We start from the raw sequence: 13,881 nt of genomic DNA, 5'->3' as shown, positions 1-13,881 counted from the left end.
TTGAAATTCTGGTCGCGCAGTATGCGACCAAACGCAGCCTGTACGACAGACCAGCGACACAGTTAAGCTGCTCTCACTTTGTTGGAGTTTTTCGCATGCTGACCCTGGGAAACATCTTCGTGTTGATGCTGCTGGCGACCGGCGCCGCCTGGGTATGGCACAACCACGGCCTGCGCGAGCGTGCGCTGGAGCGGGTCAAACAGCATTGCGCCAAGCTCGATATCGAGCTGCTCGACGGTGCCGTGGCATTGAAACGCATCGGTTTTGTGAAGGATGCCAAAGGCCGGCGGCGCCTGGCGCGCATCTACAATTTCGAATTCACTGTGACCGGCGAAACCCGCCACCCCGGGACCATCACCCAGTTCGGCGCCCACAGCGCACAGATCGAACTGGCGCCGTACCCGTTCGAGATCAAGACGCCGCTGCCCAGCGCCGACGTGATCGAACTCAGCCAGTGGCGCCAGGACCACGCCAAGCACCGTCAATGACGGCAGGCTGCGAGCGCTTGCTGTAGCGCGGCCACGTCCTGTGGCGCGCTGAAAATCAATTCGATACGCGAATCACGCCGCCATTCGCTGGGTTGCCAGACGAGTGGGCGGTTATCCACCGCGTTGCCGGAGATCCAGCCGTCGCTGCTGTGGATAACCAGTTTGGCGCGGCGCCAATCAAGGCTTGCCAGCCATTGTGCCAGCCGCCGGCGATCGAATGACTGACTCGGATGCCAGCGCCAACCAATGCTCCAGCCGCCCTCCTGGGCCTGACTCAAGCAGATCGGCAGCGTGGGGTCGCTCCACACAGCGTGCATTTGCGCCAAGCCTCTGGGCGCCACGAAGTTATCCACAGCCACGGCAGCCCGCGCATTCAGGCCTGGCAAGCGTTGCAACGGCAATTGCGCCTGACGCGTCCAGTAAACCGGAACCTCGGGTAACTGCCGTTCGATCGCCTTGCGCTGTGCCCCGTCCAGCGCCTCATCCTTGTTCAGGACCAACAGGCCGGCGCTGGTAAGTGCTTCGCGCTGTGCGTCAGGCAAGGGTTTGCCCGCCGCCAGGGCTTGCGCATCCAGCACCAGCACACAAGGCTGAACCGCCAGCACGCCTAACCATGGCACCTCGCGCAATTGCTTGAGCACCTGCGCCGGGTGCCCGAGCCCCGAGGGCTCGATAAACAGGCGGTCCGGCTTGGCCTTACGCAGCAAGCGGCCAAGTCCGACCTGGAACGGTGCACCATTCACACAACACAAGCAGCCACCCGCCACTTCGCCCAGGGCAATGCCGTCATCCGCCTGGGTCAGTAAGGCCGCATCCAGGCCGATCTGCCCGAATTCGTTGATCAACACCGCCCAGCGCTCGTTGGCCGGGCGTTGGGCAAGCAGGTGTTTGATCAGGCTGGTCTTGCCGGCGCCCAAGGGGCCGGCAATCACATGGGTGGGAATGTTCTGCAGCATAGAGGGCATCATTCAGGCCGTGTAGAGCGTTTGATCCTACGCGGTTATGCCAGCCAATCCAGCGTCAGAATTAACCGTCGTTCACCGGTTTTAAGCGACGGCGAACGGTGAATCAGCCCGTGCCCTTCGTTGCCATGCCACTTCGTGCCCTTGAGCAACGCCACTTCGCCGCAGTGAATCTGCTCGATACGCTCGCTGGGCTCGGCATCCGCGTGGCCCAACTGGCGGCGGTCCATCACGCCTTCGCGCAACCATTGGCTGCCGATGCCGGCATACGTGGTGATCAGCCGCACCGGCACATGATCGACGTGAAAGCGCGGGCACATGGCTTTGTCCAGCAAGCGCAAACGCACGCCGATACGCCGGGCGCCGAGCAGGCAGGCAAACGCGCTGACCAGCCACGACACATCGGCGACAAACCCTTCATAACCTTCAAGATCACAGCAACTTGCGGCTAAACCCTGCACGTTCGGCACCGCGTCGTCGCTGCCCAACTCGATGACAAGCGACTCGGCCAATGGCGCGTTGAGCGCCACCAGCAAGGCGCCGAACTCGGCGATGTGCAACGGCAATTGGCGCTGCCACAGCGCCAGGTTGACGCCGTCTTCAAGGATCTCGGACAGCGCCAGAGGGGTGTCGCCGCAGGTCTGGCGGATCAGCGGGCGCAGGGGGATGAGCGGTGCCAGCATCAGGCGACAGCCTCTTCATACCAGGCGCCAAAAGGATCGGCCAGCAAGCGCCATGCGTCGACGCCCTGGGCCATTTCTGCATCGGTGAGCAGGCAGGCGTCCAACTCGGCACGCATCAGCGCGAAGTCGATGTTCTGCCCGATGAACACCAGTTCCTGGCGGCAGTCGCCAGTGCTCGGTTGCCAATGGCCCATGATCGCCGCGACGCTTTCTTCGTCCTGCGGCCACTGACTTTTCGGCACAAAGCGCCACCAACGTCCGGCAAAGCCATGGCGCATCAAGCCGCCGGCCTGGGACCAACTGCCAGCGTCCTGATGCTTACTGGCCAGCCAGAAAAAACCCTTGGAACGCAGGAGTTTGCCGTTCACCCAAGGGCGGTCGATAAACTCGAAAAAGCGCTGCGGATGGAACGGTCGGCGCGCGCGGTAAGCCGTAGAGGCGATGCCGTACTCTTCGGTTTCCGGCACATGCTCGCCGCGCAGTTCCTGCAGCCAGCCGGGGGCCTGGGCGGCGCGGTCGAAGTCGAAACGGCCGGTGTTGAGGACTTTGTTCAGCGGCACTTCGCCCATGACCATCGGGATGATTTCCGCCTGGGCGTTCAGGCGTTCGAGGATGGCCATCAGTTCCTCACGCTCGTGGCGGCCGATCAGGTCGATCTTGCTGATCAAAATGACGTCGGCAAATTCGATCTGCTCGATCAAAAGGTCGGTGATCGAGCGTTCGTCGTCTTCGCCGAGGGTTTCGCCCCGTGAGGCGAGGCTTTCGGCGGCCTGGTAGTCGAGCAGGAAGTTCATGCCGTCGACCACGGTGACCATGGTGTCCAGGCGCGCGATATCGGCCAGGCTCTGCTCGTTTTCATCGCGAAAGGTGAAGGTTTCGGCCACGGGCAACGGTTCGGAAATGCCGGTGGATTCGATCAACAGGTAATCGAAGCGACCTTCCCTGGCGAGTTTTCCGACCTCTTCGAGCAGGTCTTCGCGCAAGGTGCAGCAGATACAGCCGTTGCTCATCTCCACCAGCTTTTCTTCGGCGCGGTTGAGGGTGACGTCGCGCTGCACCGCGCCGCCGTCGATGTTGATTTCGCTCATGTCGTTGACGATCACCGCCACCCGCAGGTTGTCGCGGTTGCGCAGGACATAGTTGAGCAGCGTACTTTTACCGGCGCCGAGAAAGCCGGACAACACGGTAACGGGGAGACGATTGGGCATCAGGTCATTCTCATCAGGCCGCCCGTTCAAGCCGGGCTGTACTTGATGTTATATTATAACAACACAAATAAGCCAATCCCCCGCTTGCCCATCATGACCAACGGGGCAATGCTGGCACCTGTCTACGTCGAGAAACCCTATGAAATATCTACTGTGCAGCCTGCTGTTGCTCATCACGGCCGAAGCCTGCGCCCAATTACCGAGCCTGTCGGCGAACTGCACGCGCAGCGCCACCCTGCTGGCTTGCGTCGACCCACTGGGCAACGCCTACAGCGTGGCGACGGTCGGCACCACCACGTATTTGCGCGGTTTCGAAGTGATCGGCCAGCGCCACTGGGCTCAGACCAACAGCCGTTACGGGCAACTGACGTTCTTCACCGGCTTGGCCTCGGACGGCGAGGCGTGGGTCGGCTACACGCGGCGCGTGGGCTGGACCACGATCAACCGGTTTTCCAGCTCCGGTGGCGCCAGCGCCACGTTCACCTGCAGCCGCGTGACTGGCTGTTAGGCCTGGTTGTTTTTCTGTTCCTGGACCCAAGCCATGTAGCTGTTCACCGGCGGGTTTTTCTGGAAATAGCGCTGCAGGCCGACGAACAAACCCTCCGCCACCGCCTGTTGATGCCGCGCCGTGACCAGCCGCGCACTGTCCCGCGCATTGGAGATAAACCCGGTTTCCACCAGGATCGACGGCACGTCCGGTGACTTGAGCACCGCGAACCCGGCTTGTTCCACGCGCTTCTGATGCAACGAGGTGATGCCTTCCAGGCTACCCAGGATCGAGCTGCCCAGTTGCAGGCTGGAGGCGATGGTGGCGTTCATCGACATGTCGAGAATCACCCCGGCCAGCATCGGGTCCTTGTCCTTGAGGTTCAGCAGACTGGTGGCGCCCAGCAGGTCGGCGCCGTTTTCCCGTTGCGCCATGAAACGCGCCGTGGCCGAGGTGGCACCGCCTTCGGACAAGGCATACACCGACGCCCCCGACGCGGTGATCCGTGGTGCCGCATCCGCATGCACCGAGATAAACATGTCGGCGTTGTGTTTGTGGGCGATCTCCACGCGCTTGCGCAGCGGCACGAAGAAGTCATCGTTGCGCACCAGCTTCACATCGAAACCTTTCTCGCGCTTCAAGCGTTTGGCCAGCAATTGGGCAATGGACAGCACCACGTCTTTTTCGCGCTGGCCCTTGGAACCAATAGCGCCGGGGTCTTTGCCGCCGTGGCCGGGATCGACCACCACGATGATGTCGCGCTTGGGGTGCGCCCTGTCGACCGGCGGTTTGGGTGCGGCCGCTATCGGGTGAGGAACCTGAGTGGCGCTGCTGAGATCAAGCACCAGCCGGTGCCCTTGCCCATCCCCGGGCGGCAACAAAAAGCTGGTGAGCTGCATCGGCGTGGCGAGGTCCAGCACGATGCGCGTATCCGCCTTGCCAAAGTGCCCGGAGCGAATCGAGGTGATCCCGCTGTTCTTCAAGGCCAACTGAGAGAAGTCGCCACTGAGCCCGGCGCCGCTCAGGTCGATGATCAGGCGTTCCGGCGCGGTCAGGGAAAAAGTCTTGTAGTTCACCGGGCCACTGAGGTCGAAGACCAGTCGCAGCTTGTCGTCCGAGCGCCACAGGCGGGCGTTGCGAATCTGTGTGGCCGACGCGGTGAAGGGCAAGGTGAACAGCGGGCTGACCAGGAGCAGGTTAAGGAGCTGACGTCTGTGCATGACAAATACCGCAGATAAAGGAGCGTCCTTACTCGACATGACTGAAAAAAGACCAGAACAGAAAATTCATCGCCGACTCAATAGTTATAATATAACATGTCTTTTTATCGCCAACGATGGACCTGCTCATGAATGCGCTGACTCTGCCGGATATCGCCGCGCAGGCTTCACGCCAAGCCTTGCCGCTCGACTGGGTGGGCATGTGCGGCATCGCCCTGCCCATTTTGCTCGACGGCCACCGCCTGGCCGCCACTGCTGACGCCGGCGTCAGCCTGGACGACGGCACGGCTCGTGGCATTCATATGTCACGCCTGTACCTGGCGCTGGAGAGGCTCGACCAGCAGCCATTGACGCCGGCACTTCTGCGTAAGGTACTGCAGCGTTTTCTCGACAGTCATGAAGGTTTATCTAATAACGCCTACCTGCGTATCCACACCGATCTGCTGCTCAAACGCCCGGCATTGGTCAGTCCACTGGCCGGCTGGAAAGGCTACCCGGTGAGCATCGAAGCGCGTGTGGAAAACCAGATGTTCCACGTGGAACTAAAAATTGACGTTACTTATTCCTCAACCTGTCCGTGCTCAGCGGCCCTCGCCAGGCAGTTGATTCAGCAGCAATTTCTCGAAGACTTCGGCAACACACCGTTGCAGCAGGCCGACGTGCTGACCTGGCTCGGCAGCGCCAATGGCATTGTCGCCACGCCCCACAGCCAGCGCAGCAGCGCGCAACTGCGCGTCCAGTTGCGCGGCGAGCACCTGGCATTGACCGATTTGATCAACACGGCGGAGGCCGCACTCGGCACCGCCGTGCAAACCGCGGTAAAACGTGCGGACGAACAAGCCTTCGCCCTGGCCAACGGGCAGAACCTGATGTTCTGCGAAGACGCCGCCCGCCGCTTGAACCTCGCCTTGAAACGCTCGGATGCCGTCCAAGCCTTCCACCTCAAAGTAATCCACGCCGAAAGCCTGCACGCGCACGATGCCGTGGCCGAAAGCCGCTGGACGAGGCACTCAGCATGATCACCTGTACGGCTTTACGCTGGGGCGCCCCTGGCCAACCACTGACCCCTGCGCTGGACTTGCGCCTGGAAACGGGCAGCCTCACCGGTGTGATCGGCGCCAACGGCACGGGCAAAAGCAGCCTGCTCAAAGTCATCGCCGGCCTGCAAAAACCCCTGGCGGGGAAAGTCACCTTGGACATTCCACGCCGTGGCGGCCTGTCGTTCCTGCCGCAGCAACAGCACCTCGACCGTCAGTTCCCGATCAGCCTGCAAGAACTGGTCGCCGCCGGCTTCTGGGGCTCGCAGCTCAGTGCGCCGCAACGCAGCCAGCGTTTGCAGGCGGTGCTGGAAGACTGGTGCCTGGGCGGCTTGGAACAGCGCCCGTTGATGGCGTTGTCCGGCGGCGAATTGCAACGCGCCCTGCTCGCCCGCATGAGCCTGGCCGACACGCCGGTGCTGTTGCTCGACGAACCCCACGCGGCGCTCGACGAAGACGGCCAGGCTTTGTGCTGGAAACACATCCACGCCTGGCACGATGAGGGCCGCACGGTAGTCGTGGTCTGTCATGACTTGGCCTCCGTGCGTCAACACACCCAGCAAGTGGTGCAGATCAAAAGCACGGGCTGCCTGTTCGGGCCGAGCAAAGAACTGATCCGACCGCAACCGCACATGCAGGTGGCCTGATGCATCTCACCGCGCACCTGTGGCTGCCCTTTGTCGACTTCATCTTCATGCGCCGCGCCCTGATCGGCGGCCTGGTACTCGCCTGCAGCACCGCACCGCTGGGGGTGTTTCTGATCCTGCGGCGCATGAGCCTGATCGGTGACGCCGTCGCCCACGGCATCCTGCCCGGCGCCGCCCTGGGTTTCTGGTTCGCCGGCCTGAGCCTGCCCGCGCTGACCATTGGCGGCCTCGGCGCCGGCCTGAGCATGGCTGGGTTGGCAGCGTGGATCACCCGTCGCACCGGCCTGCGCGAAGACGCCAGCCTGGCCGCCATCTACCCCATCTCCCTCGCCGCCGGCGTGCTGATCCTCGGCCTTGCCGGCAAACGCCTGGACCTGCTGCACCTATTGTTCGGCTCCGCACTGGCCGTCGACGACACCACCTTGACCGGCATGCTCTGGGTCTCTGGCTTCAGCCTGGTCGCCATGGCGCTGATCTACAAACCGCTGCTGCTGGACACCCTCGACCCGCTGTTCCTGCAAACCGTCAGCCGCCTCGGCCCGCTGGCCCACGGGCTGTTTTTGACCCTGGTGGTGCTGAACCTGGTGATCGGTTTCCAAGCCATCGGCGCGCTGATGGTGGTGGGATTGATGATGCTGCCGGCCATCGCGTCGCGGTTCTGGAGCCGGCGCTTGCCGGTGTTGATCGCGGTATCGGCAGTGCTGGGCTGCCTGTCGGTGTGGCTTGGTTTGTTGCTGTCGTTCTATTACTCACTGCCCAGCGGCCCGGCGATTGTGCTGGTGGCTGGTGGTGGGTACCTGCTGTCCGTGGTTTTCGGTCCGGTGCATGGCTTGCTGCGCCGCCCTCCCTTGCTGTCATCCCAATGAGGTGTTTCCCGATGCGCGCTCTATTCGTGCTGTTCAGTCTGCTACTGCCGTTGTCCATGGCCCAGGCCGCCGACAAACTCCAGGTGGTGACCAGCTTCAGTATTCTCGATGACATCACTCACCAGATCGGCGGTGAGCACATCCAGATCAGCAACATGGTCGGCCCCGACGCCGACGCGCATACCTACGAGCCGAGCCCGGACGACGCCAAGGCGCTGCTCAAGGCCAAGCTGATCATCAAAAATGGTCTCGGCTTCGAGCCGTGGCTGGACCGCCTGGTGGCTAGCACCGAAACCCGCGCCACCGTGGTCACCGCCAGCAAAGGCGTGATCTCCCACACCATGGAGGAAGACGGCGAAACCATCCCGGACCCGCACGCCTGGCATAACCTGGCCAATGCCGAAATCTATGTGAACAACATCACCAAGGCGCTGGTGGCCGCCGACCCGGCCAACCAGGCCGACTACCTGCGCAACAGCCAGGCGTACCTGAAAGACATCTACCGCCTGCTCGCCGAGGCCAAGGCCAAGTTCGGCGCGTTGCCCGCGGGCAACCGCCGTATCGTCACCTCCCACGACGCCTTCGGCTACCTGGGCCAGGCCTATGGCATCCAGTTTCTGGCGCCCCAGGGTTTGTCCACCGAGCGTGAGCCTTCAGCCGCTGAAGTCGCCGCGCTGATCACCCAGATCCGCAAGGACAAGGTCAAAGCCGTGTTCATTGAAAACATCAAGGACTCACGCCTGCTCAAACAGATCGCCAGCGAAAGCGGCGCGCAGATCGGCGGCACGCTGTACTCCGACGCCCTCGCCGCAGAAGGCCCGGCCAGCACCTTTATCGGGCTGTTCGAATACAACCTCAACACCCTGTGCGCGGCGTTGGGCAAACCATGATCCGCAAGAACGCGTCCGGCGTGACTGTCTAGTTTGCCCGCCTGGCCTGACACAACGGCCAGGGGCTACACCTGATGGTCGGGGTTAAGCGCGCGGTTTGACGGTGCCGCAGTTATCCCCCAGCCACTGGGCGTGGCTGTCCAGGCTGCCCTTCTGCTGAATGCCGGTGGCGTTGAAGGTGCCGTTGACCGTGGTGGTGAACTCTTTCTGACTCTGGAAGGTGGCCACGCCGGTACCCTGGGCTTTCGGGCAACTGAAACGAAACTTCCACTGGTTGCCGCTCTTGTCGGTCACTTGCTGTTTGCAGCCCGACTGCGGGTCCGTCAGCGGGATCGAGTCGGAGGCGACCTGGGCGGGGGTGAGGCACACCTGGACGCCTTTGCCGGCCATGGCGATGCCTTGTTTTTCCAGCATGGCGCGCTGTTCCGGGGTCATCTGTTGCTTGAGCTGACCGAGAATCAGCGACAGGTCCGGCAGGTCCTGGTTATCCACTTTCATGTTGCTCGTAGTCAATTCCCACAAGCCCGGCGCCAGCATCTGCGCCTGTGCCGCCACGGGCAGTGACAAACCAATAACCATGGCCAAACCTAGCAGACGAGCATTCATCGAGTAACTCCTGGGCAATTGTGGGCGTTAGACGCCACAAAAGTGCCAGTGTTGCACGGCAAAGAAAATAGCGACATTCCTGACCGAACATGGTCTGTTAGGCACTGGATTGCCTGGAGTGACATCGTCCATGGATTTTTTTGGCCCGCACCTGCTCGCCTACTTTATCGCCACGCTGCATTTTCTCGGAACGCTTGCCGCGATCCATGCGGTGCTGACCGTCAGGACCGCCCAAGGCTCGATTGCCTGGGCCTTATCGCTGATGTTCGTACCCTACCTGACGCTGATTCCTTACCTGATCTTCGGCCGCAGCACCTTCGATGCGTACATCCAGGCGCGGCGCCAGGCCAACCAGGAAATGCACACCGCAATCAACGAACTGAACTGGCGCCCGTGGGTCGAGGAAGCCCTGGCCGCACGCAACTCCAGCGCCTACGCCTCGCTGCGGGCGATGCCCAAGCTGGGCCGCATGCCGTGCCTGGCGAACAATGAAGTGCGCTTGCTGATCAATGGTGACGCCACCTTCAGTGCGATCTTCGACGCGATTCGCGGCGCCAAAACCGCCGTGCTGTTCCAGTTCTTCATCATTCATGACGATGAACTCGGCAGGCAGTTGCATGCCTTGCTGAAGGAAAAAGTCGCCCAGGGCGTAGCCGTCTACGTGCTCTACGACCGCATCGGCAGCCACGCCCTGCCCTCTCGCTATGTGCAATCGCTGCGCGACGCCGGGGTGCAGGTCAAGGCGTTCGCCACCCGCAGCGGCTGGCTCAATCGCTTCCAGGTCAACTTCCGCAACCACCGCAAGATCGTGGTGGTGGATGGCATCACCGGGTTTGTCGGCGGGCATAACGTCGGCGACGAATACCTGGGCAAAAAACCGCCACTGGCGCCGTGGCGCGATACCCATGTGCAGGTCATCGGCCCGGTGGTGGCGTGCCTGCAGGAATCGTTTGCCGAAGACTGGTTCTGGGCTGCGCGGGAACTGCCGCCGCTGATCCTGCCGGACACTTACCCCGAAGACGGCGTGCTCTGCCAATTGCTCGCCAGCGGCCCGGCCGACCCTTATGAAACCTGCTCGCTGTTTTTTGTCGAAGCCATCCACGCCGCGACCGAGCGCGTGTGGATCACCAGCCCGTATTTCATCCCGGATGAAGCGGTGTTTGCCGCCCTGCGCCTGGCGGTGCTGCGCGGGGTCGACGTGCGCCTGTTGCTCCCGTCGCGGCCCGACCACCGCATTGTGTATGCCGCCTCCAGCCTTTACGCGATCGAAGCGGTGCGTGCCGGGGTGCGGGTGTTCCGCTATAGGCCGGGGTTTCTGCACCAGAAAGTGGTGTTGGTTGACAGCGAAATCAGCGCCATCGGCAGTGCGAATATGGACAACCGTTCGTTCCGGCTGAACTTCGAGGTGATGTTGCTGACCGTCGATGAAGCCTTCGCCCAGCAAGTGGAGCACATGCTGCTCGACGACTTCGCCCAGGCCCATGAAGTCAGCCAGGAAGAAAGCCGCGAAACCCGCCGCCTGCAACAACTGGGCATGCGGATCGCGCGGCTTATCTCACCGATTCTCTAACTGACACTGCGATAAACATGTGGGAGGGGGCTTGCCCCCGATGGCGGTGAATCAGTGCCCAATCAGCTAGCTGACACACCGCAATCGGGGGCAAGCCCCCTCCCACATTTTGCATCCGCCGAGCTGCGGGGAACGCTTCAGCGGTAGATATCTTCCCGCGTCCACGGCAGTTCATGGCTGCCATCGGCGTGGGGTTTTACCGCCAGCATGCCGATCGCGCGGCTTATCTCACCGATTCTCTAACAGACGCTGCGATAAACATGTGGGAGGGGGCTTGCCCCCTCCCACATTTTGCATCCACGGGGCTGCGCGAAAATGCTTCAACGGTAGATATCTTCCCGCGTCCACGGCAGTTCATGGCTGCCATCGGCGAAGGGTTTTACCGCCAGGATCTGGTGCAGGTTGATCCAGCCCCGCGCAAACGCGTAGGCGCAACCGGCCAGGTACAACCGCCAGATGCGCAATGCCTGCTGCGGCACCAGCTTCGCCGCTGCTTCCAGGTTGTCTTCCAGGCGTTCGCTCCAATGGTCGAGGGTGCGTGCGTAGTGCATGCGCAGGCTTTCTACGTCGACCACTTCGAGCCCGGCTTCGCTGAGCTCGGCGGTCATCATCGCCAGGTGCGGCAGTTCGCCGTTGGGGAATACGTAGCGCTCGATAAAATCCCCGGCGCCACGGCCCACGGGGCGCCCGTCAATGTGCTTGGCGGTGATGCCATGGTTCATCACCAGGCCGCCTTCGCGCACCGCGCCAAACAGGGTCTTGCAGTATTGCGCCAGGTTGGCGTGGCCGACGTGTTCGAACATCCCCACGCTCACCACTTTGTCGAAACGGCCGTCCTGGGGCAGGTCGCGGTAATCGAGCAGTTGCAGGTCCACCTGATCCTCCAGGCCCTCGGCTTTCACGCGCTCTTTGGCCAGGGCCAATTGCTCTTTGCTCAGGGTGATGCCAAACACTTTTACCCCGAACTCCCGCGCCGCATACCGCGCCAGCCCGCCCCAACCGCAGCCGACATCGAGCAAATACTCCCCCGGCTGCAAGCGCAACTTGCGGCACAGGTGGCGGAATTTGTCTTGTTGGGCCTGGTCGATGGATTCGCTGCCGGTTTCGAAGTAACCGCAGGAATACGCCATGTCCTGGTCGAGCCACAGCTGGTAGAACGCGTTGGACAGGTCGTAATGGTAGGAAATCGCCGCCGCGTCAGTGGCCTTGTCGTGGATCGAGCGCACCGGATGATTGTCCGCATCGTCATCGATCAGGGCATAACTCAACTCGTCACACACCCGGATCACCTCGGCGATGGAGCCTTCCAGCTCCAGCTTGCCCTCGACGAAGGCTTCGCCCAATGAATCGAGCGTGGGATGGAAAAGCGTGGACACAACCGTGGGGTCCTTCACCACGATGGTCACACTGGGCTCGGGGCCCAGGTTGAATTCATGGCCGTCCCAGAGTCGAAGACGCAGCGGTAGCTGAAGATTCTGTAAGGCCGGTGGAAGTTGCGCGAGCATGAGTAGTCCCCCCTTGTTTCAGACGTCTGGAAAGAGGGTAGACCATCCCACGACAACGTAGGAAGCTATCGATTTCATAACCTGTGCTTATGAAAATCGGCGTTCGAGCAAACCGTCCTGAATCCACTGTTTCAGCCACGAGACCGCTTGCAGGGGCGCACCCTCTCCATAGCTGACTGCCAACTGTGCGCACAGTTCTGAAAAACACCAGCCGGTGGTCACCATACCCGCCAAGGCGCAGGTTTCTGCGGGTTCCAGGCTGCGGTAGCGGCACACCTGCTGATGGCGCCACACCAGGCAGATCTGCGGCGTATCCAGGGGCTGGCCGGCGCGCAAGTCCGACTGGGCCTTGCCGGCGCGCCAGGTCTCTACGCTGTTGAAGCGGCAGAGTATCTGCTGAACGGTCGGCGCCAGGGTGACCTGCAAACCCGGCCAGTCGTGCGGTGACAGTCGCGCCATGTCGTCCAGGGTCAGCGGCGTACCCGGCGGCGCATCGAACGCCAGGGTAAAGGCCCACTCCAGCCGCGCCAGCTCAGACAGCGGGGCGCTTTGCTCAGCCACCAGGTGCTCCTGGATAAACGCCGCGAACCGCTGGCCCAACCAGCGCAAGCTGTAGTGGGCAGAGGGATAGCGACGCACGTAGGCCTCGGTCAACGAGGCGAATTCGTCATCCCCGAGCCAATACCAGAGGGCGCCGAAGTCTTGCCGTAACACGTCCTGCAACCGCGACAGGTAGGCATTGTGATAAATCGCCAGGCCCGTTTCCACATCCAGCGTAGGACCACCCAGCAACGTGGCGGCAAAGCCAGTGCCGGCCACAGGGGTTTCGGCCAATAAGTGCTCTTCGAAGGCCAGTTGCCAATCCGTCAGGCGCATAACGCTCTCCTGGCCAAGGCGGTCGCACCCAGCGTGCGGGCCTTGTCCAACTCGCTGAGCAGCTCTTCGAACGGCGGAAAATGGTCATCGCGCTCCAGCAACGTCGAGACCGGGCCCAGGTGCTCCAGGGTCTGTTGATACAGCGCCCACACCGGATCACACACCGGATGGTCATGGGTATCGACCACGTAATCGCCGTAGTCCATATGCCCCGCCAGATGCAGTTGGCGAATGCTCTGCGGCGGCAGGTTGCGAATGAACGTCCAGGCATCGAAACCGTGATTGCGCGAGCTGACGTACACATTATTGACGTCCAGCAGCAACTGGCACCCCGTCAATTGGGTCAGCGCGGTGAGGAATTCCCACTCGGTGAATTCATCCGCCTTGGCGCGCACATAGCTGGAGACGTTCTCCAGCACCAGCGGGCGCTGCAACACATCCTGCACCTGCAACACACGACTGGCCACGTGATACAGGCTTTCTTCGGTGTAAGGCAGGGGCAGCAGGTCATGCAATTGGTGCGCGCTGCCACGGCTCCAGCACAGGTGATCGGAGATCCACGCCGGCTGGATGCGCGCGGCGAGTTGCTGGAGCTGCTTGAGGTAATCGATATCGAGGGCATGGGGCCCGCCGATGGACAGGGACACACCGTGCATCACCAGCGGGTAGCGCTCGGCGATCGCGTCCAGGTAGTACAAGGCTTTACCGCCCTGCACCAGGTAATTCTCGGAGATCACTTCGAACCAATCCACGGCCGGCGATTGTTCAAGGATCTGCTGGTAGTACTCACTGCGTAGACCCAGGCCGTAACCCAGGCTCGGAAGGGACATGGACAT

At 62.0% G+C, this 13,881-nt stretch carries 15 protein-coding genes; 7 read left to right on the top strand and 8 right to left on the bottom strand.

The window, feature by feature from the left end:
• Positions 1 to 95 precede the first annotated feature (95 nt).
• Positions 96 to 488 carry a DUF3301 domain-containing protein gene (locus ACP7CJ_RS23385; RefSeq protein ID WP_017850040.1) on the top strand — a complete coding sequence of 131 codons (393 nt, stop codon included), beginning with the start codon at positions 96 to 98 and terminating at the stop codon, positions 486 to 488.
• On the opposite strand, the gene ACP7CJ_RS23380 is transcribed toward ACP7CJ_RS23385, so the two are convergent.
• The 3 genes from ACP7CJ_RS23380 to zigA are packed head-to-tail and all read right to left on the bottom strand — an operon-like array spanning position 482 to position 3,341.
• Positions 482 to 1,444: a CobW family GTP-binding protein gene (locus ACP7CJ_RS23380; protein WP_276195531.1), complete on the bottom strand. Its 963-nt coding sequence runs from the start codon at positions 1,442 to 1,444 to the stop codon at positions 482 to 484. The two genes, ACP7CJ_RS23385 and ACP7CJ_RS23380, sit on opposite strands and share 7 nt — an antisense overlap.
• A 44-nt stretch (positions 1,445 to 1,488) precedes the next feature.
• Positions 1,489 to 2,133, bottom strand: coding sequence for a DUF1826 domain-containing protein (locus ACP7CJ_RS23375; protein ID WP_426102218.1), 645 nt, complete (start codon positions 2,131 to 2,133; stop codon positions 1,489 to 1,491).
• Positions 2,133 to 3,341 (bottom strand): zinc metallochaperone GTPase ZigA, encoded by a 1,209-nt coding sequence (zigA, locus tag ACP7CJ_RS23370; RefSeq protein ID WP_426102220.1) that lies wholly within the window; start codon positions 3,339 to 3,341, stop codon positions 2,133 to 2,135. Before zigA ends, ACP7CJ_RS23375 begins: the two co-directional genes overlap by 1 nt.
• 139 nt (positions 3,342 to 3,480) lie before the next feature.
• Here zigA and ACP7CJ_RS23365 point away from each other — a divergent pair, with 139 nt between their 5' ends.
• Positions 3,481 to 3,849: a glutamine synthetase gene (locus ACP7CJ_RS23365; RefSeq protein WP_426102222.1), complete on the top strand. Its 369-nt coding sequence runs from the start codon at positions 3,481 to 3,483 to the stop codon at positions 3,847 to 3,849.
• Here ACP7CJ_RS23365 and ACP7CJ_RS23360 read toward each other — a convergent pair.
• Positions 3,846 to 5,048: an N-acetylmuramoyl-L-alanine amidase gene (locus tag ACP7CJ_RS23360; protein WP_426102224.1), complete on the bottom strand. Its 1,203-nt coding sequence runs from the start codon at positions 5,046 to 5,048 to the stop codon at positions 3,846 to 3,848. The two genes, ACP7CJ_RS23365 and ACP7CJ_RS23360, sit on opposite strands and share 4 nt — an antisense overlap.
• Before the next feature lie 128 nt (positions 5,049 to 5,176).
• On the opposite strand from ACP7CJ_RS23360, the gene folE2 reads away from it, so the two are divergent.
• The 4 genes from folE2 to ACP7CJ_RS23340 are packed head-to-tail and all read left to right on the top strand — an operon-like array spanning position 5,177 to position 8,488.
• Positions 5,177 to 6,067 carry a GTP cyclohydrolase FolE2 gene (gene folE2, locus ACP7CJ_RS23355; RefSeq protein WP_426102226.1) on the top strand — a complete coding sequence of 297 codons (891 nt, stop codon included), beginning with the start codon at positions 5,177 to 5,179 and terminating at the stop codon, positions 6,065 to 6,067.
• Complete coding sequence (locus ACP7CJ_RS23350) at positions 6,064 to 6,732, top strand: metal ABC transporter ATP-binding protein (RefSeq protein WP_426102228.1); 669 nt, start codon at positions 6,064 to 6,066, stop codon at positions 6,730 to 6,732. Before folE2 ends, ACP7CJ_RS23350 begins: the two co-directional genes overlap by 4 nt.
• On the top strand, positions 6,732 to 7,598 hold the full coding sequence (locus tag ACP7CJ_RS23345; RefSeq protein ID WP_276195538.1) for a metal ABC transporter permease: 867 nt from the start codon (positions 6,732 to 6,734) through the stop codon (positions 7,596 to 7,598). Before ACP7CJ_RS23350 ends, ACP7CJ_RS23345 begins: the two co-directional genes overlap by 1 nt.
• Before the next feature lie 11 nt (positions 7,599 to 7,609).
• On the top strand, positions 7,610 to 8,488 hold the full coding sequence (locus ACP7CJ_RS23340; protein ID WP_253400201.1) for a metal ABC transporter substrate-binding protein: 879 nt from the start codon (positions 7,610 to 7,612) through the stop codon (positions 8,486 to 8,488).
• Positions 8,489 to 8,572: 84 nt separating this feature from the next.
• Here the strand turns inward: ACP7CJ_RS23340 and ACP7CJ_RS23335 are convergent, their stop codons facing one another.
• On the bottom strand, positions 8,573 to 9,094 hold the full coding sequence (locus ACP7CJ_RS23335) for a DUF3617 domain-containing protein (RefSeq protein ID WP_276195539.1): 522 nt from the start codon (positions 9,092 to 9,094) through the stop codon (positions 8,573 to 8,575).
• A gap of 130 nt (positions 9,095 to 9,224) precedes the next feature.
• On the opposite strand from ACP7CJ_RS23335, the gene cls reads away from it, so the two are divergent.
• Positions 9,225 to 10,664, top strand: coding sequence for a cardiolipin synthase (cls, locus tag ACP7CJ_RS23330; RefSeq protein ID WP_276195540.1), 1,440 nt, complete (start codon positions 9,225 to 9,227; stop codon positions 10,662 to 10,664).
• A gap of 320 nt (positions 10,665 to 10,984) precedes the next feature.
• On the opposite strand, the gene cfaB is transcribed toward cls, so the two are convergent.
• The 3 genes from cfaB to ACP7CJ_RS23315 form a co-directional block, all read right to left on the bottom strand.
• Complete coding sequence (cfaB, locus tag ACP7CJ_RS23325) at positions 10,985 to 12,169, bottom strand: C17 cyclopropane fatty acid synthase CfaB (RefSeq protein WP_426102230.1); 1,185 nt, start codon at positions 12,167 to 12,169, stop codon at positions 10,985 to 10,987.
• An 87-nt stretch (positions 12,170 to 12,256) separates the two neighbouring features.
• Positions 12,257 to 13,045 (bottom strand): DNA-binding domain-containing protein, encoded by a 789-nt coding sequence (locus ACP7CJ_RS23320; RefSeq protein ID WP_276195542.1) that lies wholly within the window; start codon positions 13,043 to 13,045, stop codon positions 12,257 to 12,259.
• Complete coding sequence (locus ACP7CJ_RS23315; RefSeq protein WP_426102232.1) at positions 13,036 to 13,881, bottom strand: DUF692 domain-containing protein; 846 nt, start codon at positions 13,879 to 13,881, stop codon at positions 13,036 to 13,038. Before ACP7CJ_RS23315 ends, ACP7CJ_RS23320 begins: the two co-directional genes overlap by 10 nt.

The sequence above is a fragment of the Pseudomonas sp. PSPC3-2 genome, assembly GCF_049897085.1.
Taxonomy (GTDB): Bacteria; Pseudomonadota; Gammaproteobacteria; order Pseudomonadales; family Pseudomonadaceae; genus Aquipseudomonas; species Aquipseudomonas paraveronii.
Note: the sequence above shows the minus strand (reverse complement) of the source record. Positions and strands in the feature narration are given on the sequence as shown.

Bases quoted from the DNA above. Each gene is read 5' to 3' on its own strand.
- ACP7CJ_RS23335 (WP_276195539.1), bottom strand. From the start codon at position 9,094: ATGAATGCTCGTCTGCTAGGTTTGGCCATGGTTATTGGTTTGTCACTG.
- ACP7CJ_RS23340 (WP_253400201.1), top strand. From the start codon at position 7,610: ATGCGCGCTCTATTCGTGCTGTTCAGTCTGCTACTGCCGTTGTCCATG.
- ACP7CJ_RS23375 (WP_426102218.1), bottom strand. From the start codon at position 2,133: ATGCTGGCACCGCTCATCCCCCTGCGCCCGCTGATCCGCCAGACCTGC.
- ACP7CJ_RS23360 (WP_426102224.1), bottom strand. From the start codon at position 5,048: ATGCACAGACGTCAGCTCCTTAACCTGCTCCTGGTCAGCCCGCTGTTC.
- cfaB (WP_426102230.1), bottom strand. From the start codon at position 12,169: ATGCTCGCGCAACTTCCACCGGCCTTACAGAATCTTCAGCTACCGCTG.
- ACP7CJ_RS23380 (WP_276195531.1), bottom strand. From the start codon at position 1,444: ATGCTGCAGAACATTCCCACCCATGTGATTGCCGGCCCCTTGGGCGCC.
- ACP7CJ_RS23315 (WP_426102232.1), bottom strand. From the start codon at position 13,881: ATGTCCATGTCCCTTCCGAGCCTGGGTTACGGCCTGGGTCTACGCAGT.
- ACP7CJ_RS23385 (WP_017850040.1), top strand. From the start codon at position 96: ATGCTGACCCTGGGAAACATCTTCGTGTTGATGCTGCTGGCGACCGGC.
- ACP7CJ_RS23345 (WP_276195538.1), top strand. From the start codon at position 6,732: ATGCATCTCACCGCGCACCTGTGGCTGCCCTTTGTCGACTTCATCTTC.
- ACP7CJ_RS23320 (WP_276195542.1), bottom strand. From the start codon at position 13,045: ATGCGCCTGACGGATTGGCAACTGGCCTTCGAAGAGCACTTATTGGCC.
- folE2 (WP_426102226.1), top strand. From the start codon at position 5,177: ATGAATGCGCTGACTCTGCCGGATATCGCCGCGCAGGCTTCACGCCAA.
- ACP7CJ_RS23365 (WP_426102222.1), top strand. From the start codon at position 3,481: ATGAAATATCTACTGTGCAGCCTGCTGTTGCTCATCACGGCCGAAGCC.
- zigA (WP_426102220.1), bottom strand. From the start codon at position 3,341: ATGCCCAATCGTCTCCCCGTTACCGTGTTGTCCGGCTTTCTCGGCGCC.
- cls (WP_276195540.1), top strand. From the start codon at position 9,225: ATGGATTTTTTTGGCCCGCACCTGCTCGCCTACTTTATCGCCACGCTG.
- ACP7CJ_RS23350 (WP_426102228.1), top strand. From the start codon at position 6,064: ATGATCACCTGTACGGCTTTACGCTGGGGCGCCCCTGGCCAACCACTG.